We start from the raw sequence: 24,617 nt of genomic DNA on the forward strand, positions 1-24,617 counted from the left end.
GACCGGCGGCTATATTCTGAAACGCGTGGATAGCTTGCTGATCGATGCGGCGAATGGAGTGGGCGACCACATCGCTGCGCTGATGCGTGGCGAGGCACCATCCGGGCGGGTGATACAGTTTCGTCCCAGGGGCAGGAGCGCAAGCTCAAAGACGGAAGCGAGAGTGCGAACCATTGAATGCCGCCAGATTTGACGCCGTATTGCGTCAGAATATCGCTGGCTACATTCAGGGCATGCTGGATGGTTTAGCGTTCACCCACACCGCTTATGCGCACGATCGGGATTCCAGGAAGTCGGCTCTTGCGCACTTCCTGGGCCAGACGAAGTAAAGAGGCCAGAGATCGGCCACACCATCGCTTGATCAGGCCACTCCGCAATGACTGCTTTGCGCCAATGTCGGCCGTTGCGGACAGATTTGCCACTGATTGAAAGCGGACATCGCGGCGACCACACTGGGCGTCGCTCGCGACTCAGCGCGATCAAAGCCACCACGGCCGAGACGAGAGTCGCAACCGTATGCCCGATTTGGATTGTGCGTCAGTGCATTGGCAGGATGTTCTGGTTGAGGCGGAACAGATTGTCCGGATCGTATCTGTGCTTGATCTTGGCGAGCCGCGCGTAGATCTCGGCTCCGAAGGCGTCGCGCACGAGATCCGCTCCTTCGCCATGGCCTGGGAAGTTCAGGTAGAGGCGGCCGGTCGAGTAGCGCTGCATGTCCTGCCAGAAGCTGCGAACCCAGCCGATGTTCGCATCGTCATCGTCAGCGCCTGGCCAGATGGCGTCAAGGCTGAGCATGAAGGGCATGGAGCGGTCGCCGAAGGCGGTCGCATCGGCTGCAACGCGCTGGACGAAACCGCCGAACTTCCAGATCGAGGCGAAGGTCATTTCGGAGGGCCGCTTCGCCATCCGCGCGGTGATCTCCCCGATGACCTCGTCATCGAGGCGCGAGAGGTAGGTGGATTTCCAGTAGCAGCGGTCGCGGCCTTTCGGGAACAGGCCGTCATAGAGCGACTGGATGGTGCGATACGGCATGCGACCGCTGAAATCGACGAGCGGTTCGCCAAAGCTGCGCAGCGGAGCCACGACGCGCTCGCCCTCGTCCGCCGGTCCGTCATAGACATGCGCAAGCGCCAGGACGCGGCGGCCCCAGGCGTGTTCGGGAACGGAGGGATCCTCCGGAATGGTGGAGAACTCGGCCAGCCCGCTCAGGCGGTCGGGGGCGGTTTGCATGAAGTCGCGCCAAAGCGGAATGATCTCGTTGGCGCGCTCTTCCGGATAGGCAGGACCGCAGAACATCAGCTCCGGTTCCATCGGGTGCAGCTTGAACTCGAAGCTCGTCACCACGCCGAAATTGCCGCCGCCGCCGCGCAACGCCCAGAAGAGATCCGGGTTCTGCGTCGCATCGACATGGATGAGGCGTCCATCGGCGGTCACCAGATCGGCGGCCAGCAGATTGTCGACGCTGAGGCCGTGGCTGCCGCGCAGCCAGCCGATGCCTCCTGAGAGTGTCAGGCCGGCAACGCCAGTCGCCGAGATCAGGCCGCCCGGCGTGGCGCGGCCAAGCGGGGTGGTGGCCGCATCGACATCGGCCCAAATAGCGCCGCCCTCAACGAAGGCACGATCGAGGCCGGGCGCGACCCGCACGCCATTCATCAGCGACATGTCGATCATCAGGCCGCCGTCGCAGACGGCGTAGCCCGCAACATTGTGGCCTCCCGAGCGGATCGCGATCGCCAGCCGCTCTTCGCGCGCGAAATTCACCGACGCCTCGACCTCGGCAGAACTCCGGCAGCGCGCGATGAGAGCGGGACGGCGGTCGATCATGCCGTTCCAGACGATCCGCGTCGTGTCATAGGATGGGCTCGACGGCTCCAGCACCTCGCCGCGCATCGTTGAACGGAAGCTTACGATGCTCGATGGTGCAAGGGTAGCGGTGGCGGCCATATGGCGGTCTCCTCGTTTCACACACGCTAGCGCAGCGCGGGCATGGCCACTAAAGTCGAAAATGCTGGAAGGCGGTCATTTCTGCCATGGTTGAACAGACCGGCCCATTGAATGTGGCGATCCTTGCCGTTCCGGAGGCTACCGCCTCCACGATCTACGGCATGTTCGACCTGTTTTCCTCGCCAGGCAGGGATTTCCTGTTCATCACCAGCGGTGCGGCGGGCACGCCGCGCATGCGGCCCTATGTGGTTGCTGGGGACGGTAGCGCGTTTCGCGCCGCAAACGGCGTCTGGGTACGCCCCGACCACGCGCTTTCCGACTGCCCGCGACCCGACATCGTCTGCATCCCCGATTTCTTCGTCAATCCGGGCGAAAGCGTCGCCGGGCAGTATGATGCCGAGGCCCGCTGGCTGCGGCAGGCGCATGCGGACGGCGCCATGTTGGCCAGCGCCTGTTCCGGCGCGGTCCTGCTCGGCGAAGCGGGGTTGCTGGAAAATCGCGAGGCCACAATCCATTGGGGCTATGTCGCGACGCTCGCTAACAACTATCCCGGCGTGAAGGTGAAGCCGGGCCAGTCGCTGGTGCTGAGCGGCGAGGCCCAGCGCATCGTCATGGCCGGGGGCGGCTCGAGCTGGCAGGATCTCGCCCTCTATCTCATCGCGCGCTTCGTCGGCCTCAAGGAGGCGATGGAGGTCGCCAAGGTCTACATGCTGCAGTGGCACGACATGGGCCAGCAGCCCTTCGCCGCGCTGATGCGCTTTCGCCAGACCGACGACGCGGTGATCAACCGCTGCCAGAAATGGGCGGAGCTCAACTACCGGACGCCCTCGCCCGTCGCCGCCATGACCAAGCTATCAGGCCTGTCCGAGCGCTCCTTCGTGCGCCGCTTCGCCAAGGCGACGGAAATGAAGGCAATCGACTACATCCACGCGCTCAGGCTCGAAGCGGCCAAGGAACTGCTCGAGACGGGCGACCTGCAGGTCGAGGCGGTGGCCAATGAAGTGGGCTATGAGGATGCGAGTTTTTTCGGGCGCCTGTTCCGGCGCAAAATCGGACTGACGCCGCAGCAATATCGCATTCGTTTCAGTGCTCTCCGGCGAGCGCTGAGCCGCGATTGAATCTCAACCGTCGCGGCGCGATGCCCATATTCCGCTCTGCGCCCAATGGCAGTCATTCCTGCGGTCCCGTCCATTCACCAAAAGCGGACATCGCTAGTACACACTTCACAGGCGGCTTTGCGCCAGAAGTGGACGTTGGCTTTAGCCTGCCAATGCATAAAGCTCCCAGCCCTCGGGGATGCCCTTCATCTCCCGGCGCCCGACGAAGGTGAAGTTCAACCCAGAGCCGACCGTCAGATCCTTCACTGTTCTGGACGCCAGGATTGAGCCTGGCTCCGATTCGGCCATGATGCGCGCCGTCAGGTGAACTGCCAGGCCGCTCAGGTCATCGCCGCGGCGTTCGCACTCTCCAATGTGGATACCGGTCCGCAACTTCAGCCCAAAAGCTTTCGCGTCTCGCGCCAGTGCCCTGGCACATTCAATTGCGGGGGTAGGTCCTGCAAATGTGAGGAGATAGCCGTCGCCAGTATGCTTGATCTTTTGTCCACCGAGAGCCGCAACGTGTCGACTTACATTGACCTCCAGATGTTCGAGGATCGTCCGCCATCGGTTATCCCCCACTTCACTTAGGGTTTTGGTCGAATCAACGATATCCGTCATCAGCAGCGTCATCAGTGCCCGTCCGGGCTTGGCGGTCATCCGTGTACCCGTTAGGAACTCCTCCACTTGCCCGATCAGCTCGTCCTGATCGCCGTACCAGGGGATGTGGTCATCGCCGGGCAAAAGGCGAAACTCGCTGCCGGGAATGTGTTCGGCGAGATAGTGCGCCTCATCCACTCCATGCCAGCGGTCGCCAGCGCGATGGAGAACAAGGGTCGGCACCTGTATCGCGGAGAGGATTTCGCGGATGTCGATCTCGTAGCCCAGCCGAGTAATCAATTCAGCCGCGCGAGGGCTGGCTGCAAATCGCAGGTATGCGGCAAACCAGTTTTGAACATCAGAATCGCCCGCCACGCTTGGCGCGGCGACTTCGAGATCGAATGGCCGGCCCCAGTTGTCCAGGAGCGATTTAACATAGCGCTCGATTTCTGCCTCGGTCCGTCCCCAGGGATAGTCGGGCGCCCATTTGGTTCGGGCACAGGAACCGAACAGGACCAGCGCGCTCACCCTTTCGGGATAAGTGGCGGCAAAGAGCGACGTCATGTTTCCGCCCTCGGAAACTCCGAAGAGCGCCGCTTGCTCCGATCCTACTGCATCGAGCACGGCGTTTATGTCCTCGGTTCTTTGTTCGAGCGTCGGAAAGCTGACGTTCCGGTCGGACATCCCCGTACCGCGTTTGTCGAAAAAGATCAGACGGGAAAAGCGGCTGAGCCCGCTGAGAAATCGAGCGTATTCGGGGCTTTCCCAGGCGTACTCGATGTTGCTGAGCCAGCCTTGAGCGTAGAGCAGATCCGTTGGGCCATCACCGACCACCTGATAGGCAATGGAAATGTCACCGCATCGTGCATAGCGCGTCTCGGGTCTTTGCATGATCGCCTGACAATCGATTGGGTAACTGCGACACGCTACCGAGACAGATGCGAAGCTCGCAGCCCAAGATACCGAACTTTGGCAATGAGGGGAATGTCGGCTTCGGGGTGAAGTCACGGCATCGGACCTTGGAGGCTGAAAGGTCCGCTATCGTTCTTCCCTGATCACAAGCGGACATACTGTTCCCGGCCCCAATTTAGTCATTAGGAGATACGGGTTCAGATGACCGCTCCAGGCACGCAGCAGCCATTCAGCGTGGTGGGTTGATATTGCCTCGACGGGGCACTGTGCCCGTCCGCTGGCGGGCATTCAAAACCCCGGATTCCTACATCGACTGTCCTCCTTGGGGCTGCTCAACTTTCTTCGCCACGCGAACTGGGGCATAGAGCGCCCGTGTGTGCGCGAAGAGCCGACGTATGGCGCCGATCGGCCCAGCCTCTATCCAGGATTTGTGTAACCTGTCCCTGCTTGATTGGCCGAAACCGTTCGAGATGCGATCGACAACCATGGCGATCAGCACGATTCCCAACCCGCCAGTGGTTGCCAAAGCAATGTCAAGCCTTCCGATGCCGCGAAGCACCATCTGGCCAAGGCCGGTCACCGAAATCATCGAGGCAATGACACTCATTGACAGGGACAGCATGATCGTCTGGCTGATCCCTGCCATGATAGTGGGTCGCGCCAGCGGCAACTGGACCTTGACGAGACTCTGCCAGCGGGAGGCGCCGAAAGCATTCGACGCCTCGACGAGATCGTGCCGAACCTGCCGTATGCCAAGATTGGTCAGGCGGATCAGCGGTGACACGGCGTAGATGATCGTTACCACGACGCCGGCGACGTTGCCGATCCCGAACAGCATGACGATAGGCACGAGGTAGACGAACGACGGGATCGTCTGCAGGAAGTCGAGCACTGGCCGGAGAATGTCCTGCAGAAGGTCGTTCTGAGCGATCAGGATGCCGACGGGGATGCCGACCACACAGCAGACGACGACCGAAGTGATGATGATCGCAAGCGTCGTCATCGCCTCCGGCCAGGCGCCGATCAGCCCGATCAGGATGAAGGCGACGGCGACGAAGATCGCGACCCTGAGGCGCGCCACTTGCCAGGCGAACAGGAAGACAAGCGCGATGAAGATCATCGGCGGGCAGGAGCGCAGCCCGTACTCGACGCCGGACAGGACGGTGTCGATCGGCGCTTTCATCGCCTGGAATACGAAGCGATAGTTGGTGACCAGCCAGCGGACGAAGTCGGCAACCCAGTCGCCAACCGGCAGGACGGGATTAGCGAACGGGTTCCAGGTCAGGATATCGTGCATCTGAGCGTCCTTCGGTCGGAGAATGCGGTTCGGGCGTCGTCGGCGGCTCGGCGGCGGTGATGGCGTTGATCAGGGCGTAGCTGTCGATGATGCCGACGATCGCACCGTTCCGCTCGACGCCGATCGGCTCGCGCACGGCTACAAGCTTCGCTGCAATCGTGCCCAGGTCAGCGTCATGGACGACCCTATGGTTGGGTCGCCGCTTGGCGTCGGCCGGCGGCACCATCACGTCCTCGGCCTTGACGAAGCGGCTGCGCGACATTGGCCGCACGAATTCGGCGACGTAGTCGTTGGCGGGGTGCAGAATGATCTCCTCACGCGTGCCGATCTGGACGATGTGACCGTCGCGCATGATTGCGATGCGGTCGCCGAGCCGTACCGCCTCGTCGAGATCGTGGGTGACGAAGACCGTCGTCTTGTTCAAGCGGGCGGACAAATCCAGGAAGTGGTTCTGCAGCTCGCGGCGGATGATCGGGTCGAGCGCGCTGAACGGCTCGTCCATCAAGAGGATCTCCGGATCCGCGGCCAGCGCCCTGGCAAGACCGACGCGCTGCTGCATGCCGCCGGAGAGTTCGTCGGGGTAGTGCCCCTCCCAGCCGTCGAGCTTCATCATTGCGAGCGCTTCGGACGCGAGGCGGCGACGTTCGGCCTTCGCCACGCCGCGGACCTCAAGGCCATAGGCGACATTGTCCTCAAGCGTGCGGTGCGGCCATAGCGCCATGTGCTGGAACACCATGCCGATGGTCTGCGACCGCAGGCGGCTGAGCGCGCGACGGTCCATTGCGCCGACATCGGCGCCGGCGACGCGAATCGTCCCGGCCGTCGGCTCGATGAGGCGGTTGATGTGCCGCAGCAGCGTCGACTTGCCGCTGCCGGACAGGCCCATGATGCAAAAGATCTCACCACGGGGGATCTGCAGCGATGCATCGGCGACGCCGACGACGTGGTTCAGCGTCTTGCGCGCATGAGCCTTGTCGAGAGCGCCGCCGCGAATGGCGCCCAGCGCTCCGGCCGGGTCGCGGCCAAAGACCTTCCAGACGCCTGTGCATTCGATGTGCCAGTCCATTTTCACCTCTTACAAGGGACGGGCGCAGGGGCCCGGATTGTTCGGAGCGACCAGAAGCGCGGGCGGCATCACAGGTCGAAGACGACGCGCAGGCCAACGTGCCCGGTGGTCGTGTCCGGCGTCACGATGCTACGCGCCGCGATGCGGTATCGGTAGCAGTAGGATTCGTGGCAAAGGTACGAGCCACCCTTTGCGATCTTCGCGGGATGGCGGCCGGCGCCGGGCGCGACCGCCGCGTCGGCGCACCACTCCCAGACGTTGCCCGCCAGATTGAACAGGCCGAGCCCGTTCGGCGCGAATGCGTCGACGACGCAAGTGCCCTGCCAACCGTCGGCCCCCGTGTCCATCTGCGGAAAAACGCCCTGCCAGATGTTGCAAGGCAGGAAGTTCTGGTCGTCCGGCTCACGGTCGCCCCATGGGAAGCGCGGGTCGACAAGGCCGCCGCGGGCGGCATGCTCCCACTCCGCCTCGGTCGGCAGGCGTCCCCCGGCCCACGCGGCGAAGGCCGCGGCGTCCGCCCAGCCGGCATGGGTGACCGGATGATTGCCGAGACCCGACAGATCGCTTGCCGAACCGAACGGCCTGTTCCACGCCGCGCCGGCGACCTCTTTCCACCACGGCGCCCCGGGTACGGCGGCCAGGCCGGAGCCGGCATCCGGCAGGAATGCCGCGAACACGAACGATGAGCCGTACCGCTCCGCCTCCGTTACGTGGCCGGTCTCGTCGACGAATTGCGCGAACCAGTCGTTCGTCACGGCGAAAGGGTCGACGGCATAGGCGGCCAGCATGGCCGGACGCTGGGGGCTTTCGCCGTCCCTGCGGATGACGGGACGATCGGTGCCGGCCCATGTCTCGGCTGCCGCGATCGGCACGGCACGGTCGGGGCGTCGACGCGCTGTGCGATACGCCGGCGCCGCAGCAGATTCGTGTCGCTCAGCCATGCGCGTGGGGAGGCCGGTGCAGCAGCTCATCGCGCGGGCTGTTTCGTCACTTTGCCGCTGCGGCTTCCTTGACCCAGGCATCGAACTGATCCTTGTGCGCATCCACCCACTCATGCGCTTGCTGCATGATCTGCTCCTCGCTGTTTTCGCCATTGTGCTGTCGCAGGATCACAGCGTTCATGTCTTCGATCGGCATATGAACGAGTTCGAACAGGCGCTTGGCGGCAGGGTTCTCGGCCAAAAATTTCTTGTTGGCGAGGAAGACGATCGTGTCCACTCCGAACCCCGGGTTGCGGCCGTCGGCCTGCTTGGTGTCTTTGCCGTCGGGCATGGCGGAAAACGGCACGTCGAGTTGCGTGACCTCCTTGCCGGGCCGCAGTACCGCGCCGACCCACTGCGGCGTCCAGGTGTAGAACAGGATCGGCTGGCTTGCCTGGTAGCGGGTGATCATGTCGGCGATCAGCGCAAAGTAGCTGCCCTGGTTGTGGGTGACGGTGTCGCGCAGCTTGAAGGCGTCGAGCTGGTGCTCAATCACCCGCTCGCAGCCCCAGCCGGGATTGCAGCCGGTCAGGTCCGCCTTGCCGTCGCCATTGCTGTCGAACAGCTTTGCGATCTTGGGATCGGCGAGCTGGCCGAGATTGTTGATGCCGTATTTGTCAGCCGTCACCTTGTCGATGAAGTATCCCTGGCCAGCCCCGGTGATATACTTGCCGACGCGTTCCATCGTGTCGTCGCCGCCGGCCTGCTGGTAGAAGGCGTCATGCGTGGGGATCCACTCGGTCGCCATGTAGTCCGCATCGCCTTGAGCAATGGCAAGGTGCAGCGGCGGATAGTCGGCCTCGAGGGCGGGCTTTACCTTGTAGCCGAGCATCTCGAGCCCGATCGCGATCACGTCGTGTGGAAAGATGTTCCCCTGGATCCCTGCAGGGCGGATCGGCTGTACTGTCTTGCCTTCCCCAGGCATCTGCGCATGCGCCACGCCGCCTACCAGCAAAAAAGGCAGACCCGCGGCACAAACAAGTTTCGTGATCAGGCGCATAGTCTGCTCCATTCATTTGAGGGTGGAACCCGGTGTTACGCTAGCGTCCACGGAATCGCCTGTGAAGAACGCAAAAACTTCCAGCTATGTTAAGTTCAGCTTAACGGTGCCGCACCGGCGGCGGAGGACCCTTGGCTCCTTCCTCCGCCGACAGCAAGGACAGCGCCCACTCATTGTAGCCGCCGCTGCGGTACCACCGGACCTGCTCGCCTGGGGCCTCATCGTGGTTCCAGCGCGTGGGCTGCCCGTTCTGCATCGCCTGTCGGATCAGTCGCCGCCGCCGCTGGCTAAGCAGGATGCGCTCGGTCAGCTCGGCCTCGTTCCATTTGGCGCGGACCTCGGTCTCGAATTCCGCGACGAGGCTGGCATACTGCGGCAGCAAAGCGAGGTTATCGCGCTCGTCAGGGTCGGCCTCCACGTCGAAGAGCAGCACGGGGTCGGTCGAGGACGAGATGAACTTGTACTCACCGCGCCGGATCATGAAGATTGGCGCGGTGATAGCCTCCGCCAGATATTCGCAATACACCGTCCTGGGGGGCGGCATTTGCGTGGCCAGCAGCGTGGTCAGGTCGATGCCTTCCAGTTCCTCGATCGCGCCATCCCAGCCTCCCCCGGTCGCAAGTCCCATGAAGGTCGGCAGCAGATCGACGAGGGAGACGAGCTCGTCCACCCGCGACGGCCCTATCCACGGCGCATTGATGACAAGCGGGATCCGAGACGACGGCTCATAGAAGCTTTTCTTGAACCACATGCCGCGCTCGCCGAGCATCTCGCCGTGATCTGACGTGAAGACGACGGCCGTGTTCTTATCGAGACCGGTGGCCCTGAGTGTTGCGAGCACCCTGCCGATGAGCTGGTCGACGTAGCTGATCGAGCCATAATACGCACGGATCGCCCGGCGGATCTCCGCCTCGTCGAAGTCGTAGTCGAGGATGCCGAAATCGCGCATCAGGCGCAGCGAGTGCGGATCGGCCTCCGTCTCGCCGAGCCTTGGCACCCTAGGCAGCGGGATGTCGACGCCCTCGTAGTAGTCCCAGAATTCCTTTCTGCACAGAAAGGGCTCGTGCGGGTGGGTGTAGGAGACCTGGAGGAAAAACGGGCGCTCGTCATTGGATCTGGCGATGTCGTAGAGGTGCTGGACCGCTTTGAAGGTCACTTCCTCGTCGTAGTCGATCTGGACGTTGCGCTCGCAGACACCGGAGGTCAGCAGCGTCCGCGGATCGTTGACGTCCGGGTTGTCCTCCCGGCCCCAGTTCGGCACCCAGGCATAGTCGGCGGGATAGATGTCGGCGGTGAGCCGCTTTTCGAAGCCGTGGAACTGGTCCGGTCCAATGAAGTGCATTTTTCCGGATAGCGCAGTCTGGTAGCCCACCGTGCGCAAATAGTGCGCGTATGTCGGGATAGTGGCGGGCATCTCGGCGGCGTTGTCGTAGGTGCCGGTTGCCGAGCAGAGCTGGCCCGTCGCCATCGAGAAGCGCGAAGGGGCGCAGAGCGGGAAGTTGCAGTAGGCGCGCTCGAACACGACACCGCCCGCGGCGAGCGCTTCGATGTTGTCCGCCTTGCAGATCGCGTTGCCGTAGGTACGGAGATAGGCCGCCGCGAGCTGATCGACCTGCAGGAATAGGATGTTAGGCTTTTGCGACATCTATTGGTCTTTCTGCCGTCAGCAATGAATCGGTCTTCGCACGCGATCGTGTCTTCGCCCCCTCGGGTCGCTTCACGCGAACTTGCGTTCAGGAAGGCTTGCGCGGTCTCTTGGGAAGCATTCCCGTCGTGCCGCTTTGCAACAAGACGTTCAGCCGCTCACCGGAAAAGTGCTTTTGAGATTTCAGGCTATGGGCCGGTCGGCAGGGCTTCAAGTGGTCCATTGCGGACGCTTGTGTTAACCTGCACGATACGCGAATGAACCCTAACGATGCATATCTCTTGCGCAACCTGGCTACGTTCGAGCTAGCCGCTCGGGTTGGCGGGTTCTCGCGCGCTGCGGACGAATTGCGGCTCAGCCGCGTCGCAGTGAGCCGGCAGATGGCCGAGCTCGAAGCCCGTCTTGGCCAGAAACTTTTCCACCGCAACCACCGCAGCGTCAGCTTGACGGCGGCCGGACGCGCGCTGTTGGACGAGGTGGCGCCGGCGCTCGGCAGCATTGGCAACGCGCTCAACCAGACGCGGCGCATGAACGCCCGGCCGCGGCTTTCGATCACGGCAACTGCCGCGTTCGCGACCTACTGGCTTATGCCGCGGATGGTGGGCTTCAATACGCTGCATCCAGACGTCGAGATCAATCTCGTCGTGTCGGACAGCTATCTCGATCTTGCCGCCGAGGAGATCGACGTAGCCATCCGCTACACGCCGACGACACCGACGGTCGGCGACGCCAGGATGCTGACCCGCGAGACGATCTTTCCGGTCTACAGTCCGCGCTACCCACGACGGACCGAGATGCGCTCCATCCTCGACCTGACAAAGGAGCGGCTGCTCTTCCTCAAGGGATCGTACCGGCGCGAGGCGAGCTGGCCCTTCTGGTTCCAGCGTCTTGGCCTGCCCTTGCAGGACGAAAACGGGATCGCGTTCAACACTTATCTCAACATGTTTCAGGCGGCCCTCGAGGGGCAAGGGGTCGCCCTCGCCGGGCGGCCTCTGGTCGACCGGTTTCTCGCCGACGGCACGCTGCTCCGGATCGAAGGCATCGCGCCGTACGAACGCGACTGCTACTTCCTGATCAATTGCTCGCCTGAGAAGCCGTTTGCGAACGCCTGGTGCGCATGGGTCGAGCGGGAGTTCATATCCGCTTGAGATATTCTGAAGGCTGGCGCTGTGAAAACTGCATTCCTACAGTCTTCAAGACCGCCACCCACCACCTGACGTAAGCTTGACTTAACAACAACGGCAGTTTTTTCGGCGTTTACAATATCCGGCCAAAGTCGGACGTTGCCCTCAACAAGAGCATGTCCGGTCGGCCGTACGATCCATCAGATCGTCGCCGCCACACGTGCCAACGGAGGGTTTCCTTGATGAGCAAAAAGCAGATGAAGCTGGGGCTCTCCATGCGCTACATGGGCTACCATGTCGGCTCATGGCGTCATCCGGACGTGCCCGCGGACGGCAGTTCTCTCTTCCAGTCGTTCCTCGACGTCGTGCAGACTGCCGAACGCGGCAAGTTCGACATGGTGTTCCTGGCGGACGGCATCGGCGTCCGTCTGGACGACAAGCCGAAGGGATCGATGGCCCGGTCGCGCCACAACGTGGAACTGGAGCCGCTGACGCTGCTCTCGGCGCTGGCTCCGCTGACCCGCAACATCGGCCTGGTGGCGACGGCCTCGACGACCTACAACGAACCCTATCACATCGCGCGCAAATACGGCTCGCTCGACCAGATCAGCGGCGGCCGCGCCGCCTGGAACGTCGTGACCTCCTGGTCGGATCAGGAGGCCTGGAATTTCTCGATGAGCAAGCAGCTCGAATACGATACACGCTACGAGCGCGCTCACGAGTTCGTCGAGGTGGTCACCGGTCTTTGGGACAGCTGGGACGAAGACGCGTTTGTCCTCGACAAGGAATCCGGCGTTTTCTACGACGAAGAAAAAATGCATGTCCTCAACCATGTCGGCAAGCATTTCTCCGTCCGCGGGCCTCTGAGTGTCCGGCATTCTCCGCAGGGTCGGCCGATCCTGGTGCAGGCCGGCGTATCGGAGGCCGGTCAGCAGATCGCAGCCGAATACTGCGACATGGTCTTCATGGCCAAGAATGACCTCAAATCCGCCCAGGACTACTATTCCTCAGTCAAAGACAGGTTGGAGAACTTCGGTCGAAAGAAGAGCGACCTGCTCATGATGCTCGGCCTGACACCCATCGTCGGTCGCACCCGCGCGGAAGCGCAGGAGAAATACGAGGAGCTCGAGTCGCTCATCGATCCGGTCGTCGGCCTTTCGATGCTTTACCGCTCCTTTGGCGATCTTTCGCATCTGCCGCTGGATGGCCCGGTGCCGATGCCGGACTTCGACAAGGTCGGTCTCAAGAGCAGCGCCCAGATGTACTACGACCTCGCCCAGAAGCAGGGCCTGACCATCCGTCAGCTCTACAAGAAGATTGGCATGGCCCAGGAGCACAAGACCATCGTGGGAACCGCCGCCGACGTCGTCGACGAGATGGAATCCTGGTTCGAACAAAGTGCCGCCGACGGGTTCAACATCACACCCTCCCTGCTACCGCATGGCATCGACGACTTCGTCGAACTTGTGCTGCCGGAGCTGCGCAAGCGTGGCCGTTTCCGCGAGGAATACGAGGGTCGCACGCTCCGTGAGAATCTCGGTCTTCCGATTCCGGCCAGCCGCTACGAGGTGGCAAAGGCTCCCTCGGAAAAACTTCTCGCCAGCTAAGCTCGATTGAACGAGGATCGTATATGCAGACCGACGCCGCCCTGGACGGATTCTCCAACGAGGACATTGCCCGCCGTCCAATCGAGGCAGGCGATCCGGCGACCGATGGCCGTCTCTTCCGCAGATGCCTCGGCCTGTACGGAACGGGCATCGCGATCATCACCACGGAGACGCAGGGTCAGCGAGCCGCCGTCACCGTCAACTCCTTCGCCTCGGTGTCGCTTGACCCACCACTGGTGCTTTGGTCGATAAGCCACGCCTCACGCAGCCATCCGCTGTTCAAGAACGGTGGACGCTTCGCCGTAAACATTCTCGCCTCGACGCAGATGAATGTGTCCAGACATTTCTCGAGCAAAGTTGAAGACAAGTTCGCCGATACCGCATGGTCGCTCGGCGAGCACGGTTCCCCCTTGCTCGACGGCTGCCTGGCGCATTTCGAGTGCGAAACCTATTCGCAGGTAGAAGGCGGCGACCACACGATCCTGATCGGTCTCGTGCGCCGCGCCAGCCGCTTCGAGGGCGAGCCGCTGCTTTTCGCCCAGGGCCAGTACAGCGTCGCCTATTCTCATCCGGAGGTTTCGCCAGCGCCCGAGGTCGGCGGCCTCAAGCCCGAGACGTCTTCCGACGGAACGATCATTCCTCAGATATTCGAAGCACACCATCTCCTCTCGTCCACCTTCGATGAGCACCGTCATGCCGAAGGTCTCGATATCTCAGTGGCCAGGGTGATCGCCTGCGTCTACGACATGCCGGGCCTGAAGACGGATCAGGTGGCGCGGGCCACATATCTCGGCCAGCGCGACACCGAAGACGCCTTGGCCACGCTCGTCGAGCGCGGGATGCTCGTCAGCGCGGGGGACGGCCCGTTGATCCTCACCGACGCCGGACGGCAGCGACGCGAGTCGATCCGGAAACGCTGGCAGGATTTCCAGAAAGATCAGCTGGCGGGCATACCGGAGGGCGACCTTCGCGCCACGCTGCGAACGCTCTCGAAGCTGATTGCCCAGAACCGAACGACGAAATCATGAACTGGGACTACATTGTCATAGGTGCCGGGTCGGCGGGATGTGTGCTCGCCAACAGGCTAAGTGCCGACCCGTCGACAAAAGTGCTTTTGCTGGAGGCCGGCGGCAGCGACAAGAGATTGAATATCATCATGCCGGCGTTGGCGTTCAAGGCGATGGCCGACGAGCGCACCAACTGGAAATTCATGACCGAGCCGGACCCGACGCGGAACAACCGTCGCGACATGATGCCCCGTGGCAAGGGGCTCGGCGGCTCCAGTTCGATCAACGCGATGTTCTATGTCCGTGGCAACCGAGGCGATTACGACCATTGGGCGCAACTCGGCAACCGGGGCTGGTCCTATGACGAAATCCTGCCCTACTTCAAGAAGGTCGAGGGCAACAGGGACGGTGTGAGCGACATCTACGGCAAGAACGGTCCGGTCGTCGTCAGCGCCGTCCGCAAGCCTCCCAAGCTCGCCCACGTCTTCGTCGAGGCTATGAAGGAACTGGGCTATCCGCACAATCCCGCCTACAACGCCGAACCCACCGACGGCGCGGCCATTATCCATGTCACCCAGCACATGGGAACCCGATTCAGCGCAGCCAGAGGCTACCTGGACCCAATCAGGAAGCGGCCCAACCTCAGGATCGTAACCGGCGCGGTGGTGCGCAGGATCGTATTCAACGGACGTCGCGCTGCGGGCGTCGAGTTCGATGCCGGTGGAAAGACGCAAACTGAGACGTGCATCGGCGAGGTCGTCCTGTCAGCGAGCGCGGTGAACTCGCCCAAACTGCTCATGCTCTCCGGCATCGGTCCGCGGGAGCAGCTCAGGGCGCACGGCATCGAAGTGCTGCACGACAGCCCCGGCGTCGGCCGCAACCTCCAGGAGCACGCCAGCACGCAGGTGAAAGCCTACGTCAACGTCAAGACCGCAAACCAGGAGTTCAACCTCCTGGGAAAACTGAAGTACGGCGCCCAGTTCCTCCTGGACCGCTCAGGTTACGCCACCTACACCTATACGGGCGTGGCTCTCGTCAGAACCCGGCCCGAACTCGAATATCCCGACATCCAGTACCATTTCGGGGCCTTTTCGGCGAACTACACGCATGACGGCATCGAGATGCAGAAAGAGGCCGCGATCAACCTCCAGCCCAATGTCAACAGTTCGCGCAGCCGGGGTTATCTGGAGCTGCGCTCGGGCGACCCCTACGAGCAGCCCAAAATCCAGCTGAACCTGCTGAGCGATCCCTACGACATCGAGACGTTGATGGCGGGCGGCCGGATCGCCCGGGCCGCGCTGAACTCGACGGCGTTCGCCCCATACGTCACGGGCGAACTTAAACCTGGCAAGGACGTCCAGACGGACGACGAATGGATCGCCTACATGCGCGAGAACGCGAGCGGCAGCTACCATCCGTGTGGCACGTGCAAAATGGGCATCGACCCCACGGCCGTAGTGGCGCCGGACCTCAAGGTCATCGGTGTGGAAGGCCTGCGCGTCGTCGATTCCTCCATCATCCCACAAATACCAAGCGGCAATCTCAACGCCATCTCGATGGCGATCGGTGAAAAGGGTGCTGAGCTGATCCTTCAAGAACGAGCCGCTCGCGCTGCGGCCTGACCAGGTATCGAATAGTCCGACCAATGACCGAAGATTCTCCGTCAAAGACCTACGTCTTCTACATCGTCCCCGAGTTCACCATGCTCGCCTTCACGTCGGCGATAGAAGCGTTGCGCTTGGCGAATGCGGTCATGGGGAAGGAAGTCTATCGATGGCGGACCGTCACGGTAGACGGCAACCCCGTGCGATCCAGCTGCGGGCTGTCGATTTCCCCTGATTGCTCTGTCGTTGCAGAGCGCTCGAGTACGCGAGCGGAACGGGCGCATATGATCGTGGTATGCGCGGGCTGGCACGTCGAGCGTACGGTGGATAGATCTGTCGCGGGGTGGTTACGCCAGAGCCGGAATTTCGGCATCCCCGTAGCGGGTGTCTGCACTGGTGCGTATATTCTTGCAAATGCTGGAATGTTGGCTGGAAGGCGTTGCACCATCCACTGGGAGAACCTTCCGATCTTCAAGGAGACGTTTCCGTCTGCCATTGTCCGCAGCGGTCTCATTGAAAGCGATGACAACATCCATACCTGCGTTGGCGGGGCGGCCTCCTTCGATATGATGCTGCATTTTATTGAGAAGGACTGCGGACGACGGGTGGCGTTGGCAATCTGCGAACAGGCAATTGTCGACCGCATAAGGGAGCCGGCTGAACGACAGCGTTGTCTGTTGCGAACATTAGGTAGCCTAAATCCGCTCGTCCTGTCGGCCGTCCAATTCATGGAAGACAATATCGCGGATCACACCGATGTCTCAGCGGTAGCGAGGCACATCAAGCTTTCCCGTAGGCAGATGGAGCGTCTTTTCGCCAGGGAGTTGGCGACATCTCCCTCCCGCTTCTATCTCGAACTCCGACTGGATCACGCACGGCTGATGCTCCTGCAATCAGGCATGGCGATTCTCGACGTGGCCGTAGCGTCCGGCTTTGTTTCAGCGTCGCATTTCGCCAAGTGCTACAGGACGTTCCATGGAGTTTCGCCACAGCAGATGCGGGCGCGGCGTCCGCGAAGCGCATATGTTCCCTCTCTCGAGCAGCGACTGGATCGCGCGCCTCCGGGAGGCATCGCATGACTGAACCGCGCGTCGACCGCCATTGCCGCGGAGCGTGCTGGTCCACCGCGCGGCGAGAGACCCGCGATGGTCGTTGTCTGCTCGGGTGACGTCGATCGCGGCGGGGCTTTGACAGGCCCAAACGCAGCTAGAGAGGAAGTCTGCTCCCAATGGGAACCATAGTCGGAATCAGCGGCAATTTCAGTCGTCCTTCCAAGACCCGCAGAATGGTGGAAACGATCGTCGAGGCCGCAGCGACGGAATTGGGTTGGGAAGCCCTTGTCTTCGACCTCGTCGACGCAGGACCGTCGCTTGGCGCTACCTTCGGAAGGAAGAATGCGCCACCCGAGACCGACCGAATTTGGACGGCGATCGAAACATGTGACGCGCTGGTGGTCGGATCGCCGGTCTATAAGGCATCCTATACCGGTCTATTGAAGCACTTGTTCGACATGTTGGACATGAATGCTCTTCGCGGACGTCCAGTTCTAGTCGCAGCGACCGGCAAAACATCGAGCCACGAGCTGATGATCGACCACCAATTTCGACCGTTGTTTGCTTTCTTTCGAGCAGCCGTCGTGCCTGGGTCCGTTTATGCGCTGGACCAGGACTTCGGGCCTGAGAACGAACCGACCGAGGCGCTGCGCCAGCGGATTGCGTCGGCTGTGGGCACACTTGTCGCCGCCGTCCGCTAAGACAGCCGATTGCTCCGGTCAGCCTTCATGAAGGCCGCCGATGGCCTTGACCTCGAGGAATGCCTCGAAACCGAATTCCCCGCATTCGCGGCCGTTGCCCGATTGCTTAAAGCCTCCGAACGGCGCCGACGCATCCCAATCCGGATGGTTGATCATCACCTGCCCGGCCCGAAGTTTCGAGGCGACGCGTTTGGCGACGCCGAGATCCTTCGACTGCAGATATGCGGCGAGGCCGTAGGGCGTATCGTTGGTGATCTCGATTGCCTCATCGACGCTGTCATACGGGATGAGGCTGACGACCGGGCCGAACATCTCCTCGCGAGCCACCGCCATATCGGTCGTGACATGGCCGAACACGGTCGGCCTCACGAAGTATCCGCGGTTTAGCGAGGACGGCCTGCCGGATCCACCGGTGACCAGGGTTGCACCTTCCCCCACCGCGGAGTCGATCAGCGAATTGACCCGCTCGAACTGCCGTTCGTTCATCACGGGCCCGAGCGTGGTGGCCGCGTCGTTTACGTCGCCGATGACGACGGATTCGGCGGTTCGTTTCGCGATCCCGATCGCCTCCTCGTGGAGTTGCCGGGGAACCAGCATACGCGTCGGCGCGGTGCAGGACTGGCCGGCGTTGCGATAGGCGCCGAGGACACCCCTGGTTACCGCCGGCTCCAGATCGACATCCGGCAGAAGGATGTTGGCGGAGTTTCCACCGAGTTCCTGGTGGACGCGCTTGACGGTATCGGCGGCGTTCTTTGCCACTTGAATGCCCGCCCGGGTGGACCCCGTGAACGAGACCATATCGACATCCGGATGGCTCGACATCGCTTCGCCGACCGTGGGACCATCACCGTTGATCAAGTTAAAGACACCGGGCGGCACGCCGGCCTCGTGCAGGACTTCGGCGAACAGCATCGGGCTGATCGGAGCGTATTCGCTCGGCTTCAGCACGATCGTGCATCCGGTCGCCAGCGCCGGCATGACCTTGGTGATGATCTGCAGAACCGGGAAGTTCCACGGCGCGATGAGCGCGCAGACACCGACCGGTTCAAATGCCAAGAGTGTCCGGCCGGCCAGCCGGTCGAATTCATAGTGTTCGAGAATACGAATGGTGTCGGCGATATGCGCCCTCGATCCGGCGATCTGCGCCTGCCTGGCGAACGTGATCGGTGCGCCCATCTCGAGCGTCGTCAGTTGGGCAAATTCCTCGGCACGTTCATCGAACAGTTTCAGGACGCGCCGAAGCATCTCCAGCCGTTCCTCGCGCGACGAACGGCCATAGGTGCTGAAGGCCCTTCGGGCAGCTGTGACCGCCGCATTCACGTCCTCCGCGGTGCCCATGGCAATGCTCCCGGCCGGTTCTTCCGTCGCCGGGTTGATGACGGCCCTGCGCGGCCTGTGTTTAGCCGGAACGAAGCGGCCGTCGATGTAGAAGTGGTCGAGATATTTCAAGATGTATGCGCCTCTTTGATTGACTCCGAGGCCAGCCCGGCAACCTGGGTCGGCGGCCCTGCATGTCGTGGGACAAGAGCCTTGAAGACGTCCTGCATTTTTATCAATCCGGCCGGAATTCCGTCCCTGGTCACGACAAAGGTCCGGGTGAGATCGCCTTGCGAACGCGACATCACCGTTTCGAGGTTGTCGTCCACGTCGACCTGTCCCGATGTGCCGGCCTGGACAATGAGGCCTGGCACCATGACAGACTCCGCACGCAGCACACGTGCGCGATTGATGTCGTTGACGAACTTCTCGATGTAGGCATCGGCCGGGTTGAGGATGATGCTCTGCGGCTCGCCTTGCTGGACGACAACGCCGTCTTTCAGGATCACCAGGAAGTCGGCGATCCTGAGCGCTTCATCCAGGTCGTGGGTGATGAAAACGATGGTCTTGGACAACTCGGCTTGAAGCTCGAGCAGCAGGCTCTGCATGTCCGTCCGCATCAGCGGGTCAAGCGCCGAAAACGCCTCATCCATGAGCATGACGTCGGAGTTGGACGCCAGCGCCCTCGCAATCCCCACGCGCTGTTGCATGCCGCCGGAGAGCTGATGAGGATAGCGGTTCTCGAAGCCCTTGAGGCCGAGCCGCTGCAGCCATTTGATCGCGTTCTGGCGGGCATCCGCTTCGCTGTCACCCCTGACGCGCTGTGCCATCTCGACGTTCTGGAGAACGCGCATATGCGGCATCAGAGCGAAGTTCTGGAACACCATCGACATCCGAAACCGGCGCAGCTCCCGTAGTGCCGCGCCGGTGAGGCCCGCCACATTGGCGCCGTCGAGAAGGATTTCGCCTGCGGTGGGCTTTATGAGGCCGTTCAGATGGCGGATCAGCGTCGACTTTCCCGAGCCCGAAAGGCCCATGATCACGGTGATGTCGCCGCGGCGTATATCGACGTTTATGTCCTGAAGCCCCAGGACATGATTGTGCTTCTCGAGAAGCTCGGTCTTGCCCATGCCGCCCTCAACCCTGGGCACCATCGACCGCGCATCAGGACCAAATATCTTGTAGAGGTTCCGGATGGAAATCTTGGGCTGTTCGGTCAACGGCCTTCCTCCCGTGGCTGGAGTGTTCCATTGACGCGCGCCATTGAGGCTTTGCTTACCCGGTCGAACATGATGGCCAGCAGCACGATGCCGAGACCCGCGACCAGACCGGTGCCGAGTTCGAGGTTGTTGATGCCGCGCAGAACCAGCACGCCCAAGCCCGGCGCCGACACCAGAGAGGCGATCACGACCATCGAAAGCGCCATCATGATCGTCTGGTTGACGCCCGCCATTATACTCGGAAGCGCCAGCGGCATTTCCACCTTGAACAGCTTCTGCCAGCGGTCCATGCCGAAGGCGTCCGCGGCCTCGCCGACGTTACCGTCGACCATCCGGATGCCGAGGTTGGTGAGCCGGACCACCGGAACGATGGCGTAGAGGATGATGGCGATGCCGTAGAGCTTCGACTCGGTCACCGAGAACAGGAAGATCAGCGGAATGAGGTAAACGAAGGAGGGAAGCGTCTGCAGCATATCGAGGACGGGAAGCGAGAGCCTCTCAAGCCGATTGCTCTTCGCCATCAGTATGCCGATGGGGATGCCGACGAGGATGCAGATGAAGGTGCAGGTAAAGACGATCGCCATCGTCTGCAGCGCGTAATGGAGATGGTCGATAAAACCGAGGAGGAACAAAGTCGCGGCGACCAGGGCAAGGATCGACCATGACCGGGACGCGAAATAGACAAGCAGCAGGAGCCCGATCACCAGCGCCCACCACGGGACGACTTCGACCACCTTGAGCGAGAAATCAAGCAGCCATGACAGCGGTTGCGTCAGCGGATCGAGCACCGTCTTCAGCGCGACACGGACATGGAGAAAGCTGTCCTCGATGCCGGTGGTCAGGTCTCGAGTACGCGGCACGGCGCGACAGGCATCATGCAGCGCGTCAAGCGAAGGAAACGGGGCGTCCCCCGGCGACTGCCCCCCTGCATTGGCTTCTTTGCTCTTCTTGAGCAATTCGGCCATGGTCATCGGGCCCGTGGCATCAGATGCGTCGCACCATCCACGAAGTCCGAGTTGGTTGAATAGTCCGTCGTAAAAAGCCATGGGCGCCTTCAGTCTGGTAACGAATGGCGTACCGCGATGCCGTCTCGAAAACCCAGGATCCAGAAAAACGACAATGGGTTCGCGGACAATCTGTCCGCGAACCCAGACCGTTTACTTTACGATGGCAGTGACCTTCGCTTTGGCGTCGTCCGACAGCCAGGTCGGCCAAACGTCCTTGTAGTTTGTCAGAAAATATACGGCAGTTTCGTCGGCGGTCGCCTTCTTGTCTTCCTGCCAGGCAAGCAGCTCGTTCATGGTCTTGTTGGTGAAGCTCACCTTGCTCATGAGGGCGACCAGTTCGGGGTTCTTGTCATAGAAAGGCTTAGCCATCGTGGTCAAAACCGTGGCCCTCGGCCAGCCGGTCTTGCCTGGTGTCGGGCAATTGGCGGTGGCGTTGCACTTGGCCTTGTCCTTGTCGACAGGTCCCATGTCGACCTCCACCATCTTGTATTTGCCGAGGACCCCTGTCGGAGCCCAATAGTAGCCGAACCAGGGCTCCTTCGCGGTATAGGCCGCCGCCATGGAGGCGGCGAGAGTCTCGCCGGAGCCATGGTTGAAAACCTCGATGCCATGTTTCTCGAGTTCGAATGCCTTGACCAGATTGTCGTTCGAGGTGCGGCAGCCCCAGCCAACCGGGCAGTTGTTGAACCGGGCGCCTACAAGTTTCGGGTTCGCCAGGATCCCGTCAAGCGACTTCAATTCGGGATGGGCCTGCGCGAGATAGTCGGGAATGAGCCATGCATCGACGCCGCCGTCGGAAAGCACGTCGCCTACCTTGACGATCTTGCCCTCTGCCTCGAGCTTGTAATAGACGTCCGCGACGCCCGGCCAGACTTCGGTCAAGATGTCGGGCTGTCCCGTTTCGGCAAGCGACGTGAGCGCTGGAACCGTCGACGTCGGCACCTTCTTCACCGTACAGCCGTAACCCTGCTCCATCAGGAAGCTCGATACGGCGGTCACCACGGCGGCCGAGGCCCAATTCATTTCGGTGATGGTCACCGTTCCACACGCCGCGTTGGCGGAGGATGCGCTTGCCAGAAAGCTCGCGCCGATCATACCGACTGCTGCAAGAATAGATTTCATGTCATTCCCCTTTGGCGAAGTTGTGCCTGACCGATCGCCGCGAGCTTAAGTGCTGCCTCCCGGCGGCTCGCGATCAGGTCTTTTTCGGCTTATTACGCAGGGGGCAGATTACGGTCCGGCGGGCTGGTGACAAGTTGCTTAATTCCTACGCTATGGGTAAGGTAGGCTTTATGCAAAGACTCCGCAGTAAACTGCCGCCGCCCAACCTTCTCATAACGTTCGAAGCCGCGGGGCGTCAGCTTAGCTTTACCAAAGCGGCGTCGGAACTGAACGTTTCGCGCGTCGCGGTCAGCCAGCAAATTCATGCCTTGGAGCGATTTCTCGGCGTGCCGCTGTTCCAGCGCCTGCAACGCTCGGTTCAGCTGACGAGGGCGGGAGAAAGGTATCACGTCGCCATCTCGGAGGTGCTAGAACGAGCGCTGCGCGCGACGGTGGAAATCAGCAGGCGTTCAGACACCAACATCGTCAATGTCGGCAGCACGCCGGGTTTCATGACCTATTGGCTGTCACCGAGGCTCGGCGAGTTCCGGACGATCCACCCCGACATCGAATTGAGATTTATCGTCTCAGACAGCAATCTCGGGTTCGAAGACAACATCGACGTCGCGATCCGCTACGGCAGTCCACCCTTCGACGACGCCGAGGCCACCTTCCTCGGCCGGCAAGCGATAAGCCCCACCTGCGCGAGCACGTTTCTGCCTCAAGGGACGATTTTGGCTCCAGCCGACCTGCTCAAGTATCCCCTCATTCATCTGGAGGGTCCCTTTGATGAACAGACCCGCTGGTCGAAATGGTTCCATGCGCTAGGCATGGATACGGCGAAGGCGCGACCAAGTATAACAGTCAACTCCTACACCAACCTTGTACAGGCAGCGCTCGACGGCCAGGGGTTCGCCCTGATCGGTCCACCGCTCATCGAGAGGTTCCTGTCCAATGGCACTCTGATACAGCCCGTTGACGCGCCTCCAGTCGTGCGCCATGCGTTTCACTTGTTGCTGCCCAAGGGAGGAATGCCGTCCGCCTCCTCGCAAGTCTTTTCCAATTGGGTCAAAAGTTCATTCCCGAAGAAGGAGGCAGACCTGGCGGGGGCCATCGAGCTCGACGACCGCTAGTCAAGGTTAGTGTTGGTCGCCTTCACGTGTCATGAAGCTGAGGCTGGCGAACATGGCCACCCACAAGCCGCGATCTATACCGCCCCCAGGCTTTCGCTGCGAGGGACTGAATGTCAGGAAAGCGCGGGTGAGTTCAACTGGTCATCGCAACACCTTCTGTAGCCTATCGGCAGACGTAACTTCGGAATGTTGATTTCGAGGGCCGGAGGGAGATGTTCGTCTCGCTATTCCATATACGGCGCCAGCACATCTTCGATCCATTTCATGAATGCGCGGACCCGGCGCGACAGATTGCTCCGATGTGCTACGACGAGGGACACGGCGAGCGCCCGGCGACGAAAATCGGGGATGATCTCCACAAGCGTGCCATTCTCCAGGTATCGGCCGATCCCCAAGAGTGGTGCCTGAATCAGGCCAAGGCCGGCCAGGGCTGCGGCTTCGTAGGTCTGCGCGCTGTTGACGTGCAGCGCACCTGGCAACTGAAGCGTCGCGTAGCTGTCGCCGTCCGGATATTCCCATCCATAGGGTCTTGCGCCCAGTGTCGTCGAAAAATGAATTGTCCGATGTTCCTGACGCTGGAGATCTTCTAGCGATAGAGGGACGCCATAGCGCGCCAGATAGGCGGGACTTGCAGCGTTGACCATGCGCAACATGCCCAGTGGCCGGGCAATCAGGGTCTCGTCCCCTATGGGGCCAAGCCGCAATACACAGTCGAACCCCTCTTGAACCAGATCGACTTGCCGATCCGTGCTCGACACCTCCAATTCCAAATCGGGGTGCGTCGCCATGAAATCCGGCAAGGCCGGCACGATCGTTGTGCGCGCCACCTCGGTCGGAAGATCGACCCGTAAACGACCGCGAAGTGCTACGCGATCGCCGGCGAACATCGAGTGCAGGTCGTCGACTTCAGCAAGCAGATCGCGGGCACGGGCATGAAATGCGCGTCCGTCCTCCGTCAACTGCACGCTGCGCGTCGTCCGGTGCAGGAGCCTGACACCGACATCTTCTTCCAGCTTCCGGACCGCCGTTGAGGCCCTCCCCTTTTGGATGCCCAGGCTATCGGCTGCGCGGGTGAAGCTCCCCATTTCCGCTACCGTTGTGAATATGAGGATGGGTTCAAGATTCTGCATTTTCGTGTCTCGGTATTGTTCATCACAGAGATAACAGTGCGTTCGTTCCGCCGATATTTATCATGCCCAATAG

General features: G+C 61.6%; 21 protein-coding genes. 9 read left to right on the forward strand and 12 right to left on the reverse strand.

What is annotated here, in order from left to right; genetic code table 11:
* On the forward strand, positions 1–193 hold a 193-nt coding region (locus tag ACFFNA_RS17205; RefSeq protein ID WP_378920122.1), incomplete at its 5' end, for a hypothetical protein.
* A 344-nt stretch (positions 194–537) separates the two neighbouring features.
* Here the strand turns inward: ACFFNA_RS17205 and ACFFNA_RS17210 are convergent.
* Positions 538–1,944: an FAD-binding oxidoreductase gene (locus ACFFNA_RS17210; protein WP_378920124.1), complete on the reverse strand. Its 1,407-nt coding sequence runs from the start codon at positions 1,942–1,944 to the stop codon at positions 538–540.
* 86 nt (positions 1,945–2,030) lie between these two features.
* Here ACFFNA_RS17210 and ACFFNA_RS17215 point away from each other — a divergent pair, with 86 nt between their 5' ends.
* Positions 2,031–3,062 carry a GlxA family transcriptional regulator gene (locus ACFFNA_RS17215; protein ID WP_378920126.1) on the forward strand — a complete coding sequence of 344 codons (1,032 nt, stop codon included), beginning with the start codon at positions 2,031–2,033 and terminating at the stop codon, positions 3,060–3,062.
* A 141-nt stretch (positions 3,063–3,203) separates the two neighbouring features.
* Here the strand turns inward: ACFFNA_RS17215 and ACFFNA_RS17220 are convergent, their stop codons facing one another.
* From ACFFNA_RS17220 to betC, 6 genes are all read right to left on the reverse strand, one after another.
* Positions 3,204–4,532 (reverse strand): adenylate/guanylate cyclase domain-containing protein, encoded by a 1,329-nt coding sequence (locus ACFFNA_RS17220; protein WP_378920128.1) that lies wholly within the window; start codon positions 4,530–4,532, stop codon positions 3,204–3,206.
* Between the two features lie 325 nt (positions 4,533–4,857).
* Positions 4,858–5,850, reverse strand: a complete 993-nt coding sequence (locus tag ACFFNA_RS17225; RefSeq protein ID WP_378920130.1) for an ABC transporter permease — start codon at positions 5,848–5,850, stop codon at positions 4,858–4,860.
* Complete coding sequence (locus ACFFNA_RS17230; protein WP_378920132.1) at positions 5,816–6,916, reverse strand: quaternary amine ABC transporter ATP-binding protein; 1,101 nt, start codon at positions 6,914–6,916, stop codon at positions 5,816–5,818. Before ACFFNA_RS17230 ends, ACFFNA_RS17225 begins: the two co-directional genes overlap by 35 nt.
* 68 nt (positions 6,917–6,984) lie before the next feature.
* Positions 6,985–7,938, reverse strand: a complete 954-nt coding sequence (locus ACFFNA_RS17235) for an SUMF1/EgtB/PvdO family nonheme iron enzyme (protein WP_514132018.1) — start codon at positions 7,936–7,938, stop codon at positions 6,985–6,987.
* A complete protein-coding gene (proX, locus tag ACFFNA_RS17240) occupies positions 7,904–8,896 on the reverse strand; it encodes a glycine betaine/L-proline ABC transporter substrate-binding protein ProX (RefSeq protein WP_378920135.1) in 993 nt (330 codons plus the stop codon). The genes ACFFNA_RS17235 and proX overlap by 35 nt, the downstream gene beginning before the upstream one ends.
* 100 nt (positions 8,897–8,996) lie before the next feature.
* Positions 8,997–10,541 carry a choline-sulfatase gene (gene betC / locus ACFFNA_RS17245; RefSeq protein ID WP_378920137.1) on the reverse strand — a complete coding sequence of 515 codons (1,545 nt, stop codon included), beginning with the start codon at positions 10,539–10,541 and terminating at the stop codon, positions 8,997–8,999.
* Between the two features lie 257 nt (positions 10,542–10,798).
* Between betC and ACFFNA_RS17250 the strand changes: the two genes are divergently transcribed.
* The 6 genes from ACFFNA_RS17250 (at position 10,799) to ACFFNA_RS17275 (ending at position 17,636) form a co-directional block, all read left to right on the forward strand.
* Positions 10,799–11,689, forward strand: a complete 891-nt coding sequence (locus tag ACFFNA_RS17250; RefSeq protein WP_378920139.1) for a LysR substrate-binding domain-containing protein — start codon at positions 10,799–10,801, stop codon at positions 11,687–11,689.
* 218 nt (positions 11,690–11,907) lie between these two features.
* Positions 11,908–13,272, forward strand: coding sequence for an LLM class flavin-dependent oxidoreductase (locus ACFFNA_RS17255; RefSeq protein ID WP_378920141.1), 1,365 nt, complete (start codon positions 11,908–11,910; stop codon positions 13,270–13,272).
* Between the two features lie 23 nt (positions 13,273–13,295).
* Positions 13,296–14,300: a flavin reductase gene (locus tag ACFFNA_RS17260; protein WP_378920143.1), complete on the forward strand. Its 1,005-nt coding sequence runs from the start codon at positions 13,296–13,298 to the stop codon at positions 14,298–14,300.
* Entirely contained in the window at positions 14,297–15,901 is a 1,605-nt protein-coding gene (locus ACFFNA_RS17265; RefSeq protein ID WP_378920145.1) for a GMC family oxidoreductase, read from the forward strand. Before ACFFNA_RS17260 ends, ACFFNA_RS17265 begins: the two co-directional genes overlap by 4 nt.
* 23 nt (positions 15,902–15,924) lie before the next feature.
* Complete coding sequence (locus ACFFNA_RS17270; RefSeq protein ID WP_378920147.1) at positions 15,925–16,962, forward strand: GlxA family transcriptional regulator; 1,038 nt, start codon at positions 15,925–15,927, stop codon at positions 16,960–16,962.
* 149 nt (positions 16,963–17,111) lie between these two features.
* Positions 17,112–17,636: an NAD(P)H-dependent oxidoreductase gene (locus ACFFNA_RS17275; RefSeq protein ID WP_378920149.1), complete on the forward strand. Its 525-nt coding sequence runs from the start codon at positions 17,112–17,114 to the stop codon at positions 17,634–17,636.
* 18 nt (positions 17,637–17,654) lie between these two features.
* On the opposite strand, the gene ACFFNA_RS17280 is transcribed toward ACFFNA_RS17275, so the two are convergent.
* The 4 genes from ACFFNA_RS17280 to ACFFNA_RS17295 all read right to left on the reverse strand — a co-directional run bounded on the left by ACFFNA_RS17280 (position 17,655) and on the right by ACFFNA_RS17295 (position 22,302).
* A complete protein-coding gene (locus tag ACFFNA_RS17280; RefSeq protein WP_378920151.1) occupies positions 17,655–19,085 on the reverse strand; it encodes an aldehyde dehydrogenase family protein in 1,431 nt (476 codons plus the stop codon).
* Positions 19,082–20,107: an ATP-binding cassette domain-containing protein gene (locus ACFFNA_RS17285; RefSeq protein ID WP_446685969.1), complete on the reverse strand. Its 1,026-nt coding sequence runs from the start codon at positions 20,105–20,107 to the stop codon at positions 19,082–19,084. Before ACFFNA_RS17285 ends, ACFFNA_RS17280 begins: the two co-directional genes overlap by 4 nt.
* A gap of 62 nt (positions 20,108–20,169) precedes the next feature.
* A complete protein-coding gene (locus ACFFNA_RS17290) occupies positions 20,170–21,219 on the reverse strand; it encodes an ABC transporter permease (protein WP_378920155.1) in 1,050 nt (349 codons plus the stop codon).
* 111 nt (positions 21,220–21,330) lie between these two features.
* The gene (locus ACFFNA_RS17295; RefSeq protein WP_378920157.1) at positions 21,331–22,302 is read right to left on the reverse strand and encodes an ABC transporter substrate-binding protein; all 972 of its coding nucleotides are present in this window, start codon (positions 22,300–22,302) and stop codon (positions 21,331–21,333) included.
* 170 nt (positions 22,303–22,472) lie between these two features.
* On the opposite strand from ACFFNA_RS17295, the gene ACFFNA_RS17300 reads away from it, so the two are divergent.
* A complete protein-coding gene (locus ACFFNA_RS17300; RefSeq protein ID WP_378920159.1) occupies positions 22,473–23,414 on the forward strand; it encodes a LysR substrate-binding domain-containing protein in 942 nt (313 codons plus the stop codon).
* 224 nt (positions 23,415–23,638) lie between these two features.
* Here ACFFNA_RS17300 and ACFFNA_RS17305 read toward each other — a convergent pair whose 3' ends face one another.
* Entirely contained in the window at positions 23,639–24,544 is a 906-nt protein-coding gene (locus tag ACFFNA_RS17305) for a LysR family transcriptional regulator (RefSeq protein WP_378920161.1), read from the reverse strand.
* Between the last annotated feature and the right edge of the window lie 73 nt (positions 24,545–24,617).

The sequence above is a fragment of the Mesorhizobium kowhaii genome (genome assembly GCF_042431665.1).
Classification (GTDB): Bacteria; Pseudomonadota; Alphaproteobacteria; order Rhizobiales; family Rhizobiaceae; genus Mesorhizobium; species Mesorhizobium kowhaii.

Coding starts and splice junctions, on each gene's coding strand:
- ACFFNA_RS17210 (WP_378920124.1), bottom strand. CDS start 1,944: ATGGCCGCCACCGCTACCCTTGCACCATCGAGCATCGTAAGCTTCCGT.
- ACFFNA_RS17215 (WP_378920126.1), top strand. CDS start 2,031: ATGGTTGAACAGACCGGCCCATTGAATGTGGCGATCCTTGCCGTTCCG.
- ACFFNA_RS17220 (WP_378920128.1), bottom strand. CDS start 4,532: ATGCAAAGACCCGAGACGCGCTATGCACGATGCGGTGACATTTCCATT.
- ACFFNA_RS17225 (WP_378920130.1), bottom strand. CDS start 5,850: ATGCACGATATCCTGACCTGGAACCCGTTCGCTAATCCCGTCCTGCCG.
- ACFFNA_RS17230 (WP_378920132.1), bottom strand. CDS start 6,916: ATGGACTGGCACATCGAATGCACAGGCGTCTGGAAGGTCTTTGGCCGC.
- ACFFNA_RS17235 (WP_514132018.1), bottom strand. CDS start 7,938: ATGCCTGGGTCAAGGAAGCCGCAGCGGCAAAGTGACGAAACAGCCCGC.
- proX (WP_378920135.1), bottom strand. CDS start 8,896: ATGCGCCTGATCACGAAACTTGTTTGTGCCGCGGGTCTGCCTTTTTTG.
- betC (WP_378920137.1), bottom strand. CDS start 10,541: ATGTCGCAAAAGCCTAACATCCTATTCCTGCAGGTCGATCAGCTCGCG.
- ACFFNA_RS17250 (WP_378920139.1), top strand. CDS start 10,799: ATGAACCCTAACGATGCATATCTCTTGCGCAACCTGGCTACGTTCGAG.
- ACFFNA_RS17255 (WP_378920141.1), top strand. CDS start 11,908: ATGAGCAAAAAGCAGATGAAGCTGGGGCTCTCCATGCGCTACATGGGC.
- ACFFNA_RS17260 (WP_378920143.1), top strand. CDS start 13,296: ATGCAGACCGACGCCGCCCTGGACGGATTCTCCAACGAGGACATTGCC.
- ACFFNA_RS17265 (WP_378920145.1), top strand. CDS start 14,297: ATGAACTGGGACTACATTGTCATAGGTGCCGGGTCGGCGGGATGTGTG.
- ACFFNA_RS17270 (WP_378920147.1), top strand. CDS start 15,925: ATGACCGAAGATTCTCCGTCAAAGACCTACGTCTTCTACATCGTCCCC.
- ACFFNA_RS17275 (WP_378920149.1), top strand. CDS start 17,112: ATGGGAACCATAGTCGGAATCAGCGGCAATTTCAGTCGTCCTTCCAAG.
- ACFFNA_RS17285 (WP_446685969.1), bottom strand. CDS start 20,107: ATGGTGCCCAGGGTTGAGGGCGGCATGGGCAAGACCGAGCTTCTCGAG.
- ACFFNA_RS17290 (WP_378920155.1), bottom strand. CDS start 21,219: ATGGCTTTTTACGACGGACTATTCAACCAACTCGGACTTCGTGGATGG.
- ACFFNA_RS17295 (WP_378920157.1), bottom strand. CDS start 22,302: ATGAAATCTATTCTTGCAGCAGTCGGTATGATCGGCGCGAGCTTTCTG.
- ACFFNA_RS17300 (WP_378920159.1), top strand. CDS start 22,473: ATGCAAAGACTCCGCAGTAAACTGCCGCCGCCCAACCTTCTCATAACG.
- ACFFNA_RS17305 (WP_378920161.1), bottom strand. CDS start 24,544: ATGCAGAATCTTGAACCCATCCTCATATTCACAACGGTAGCGGAAATG.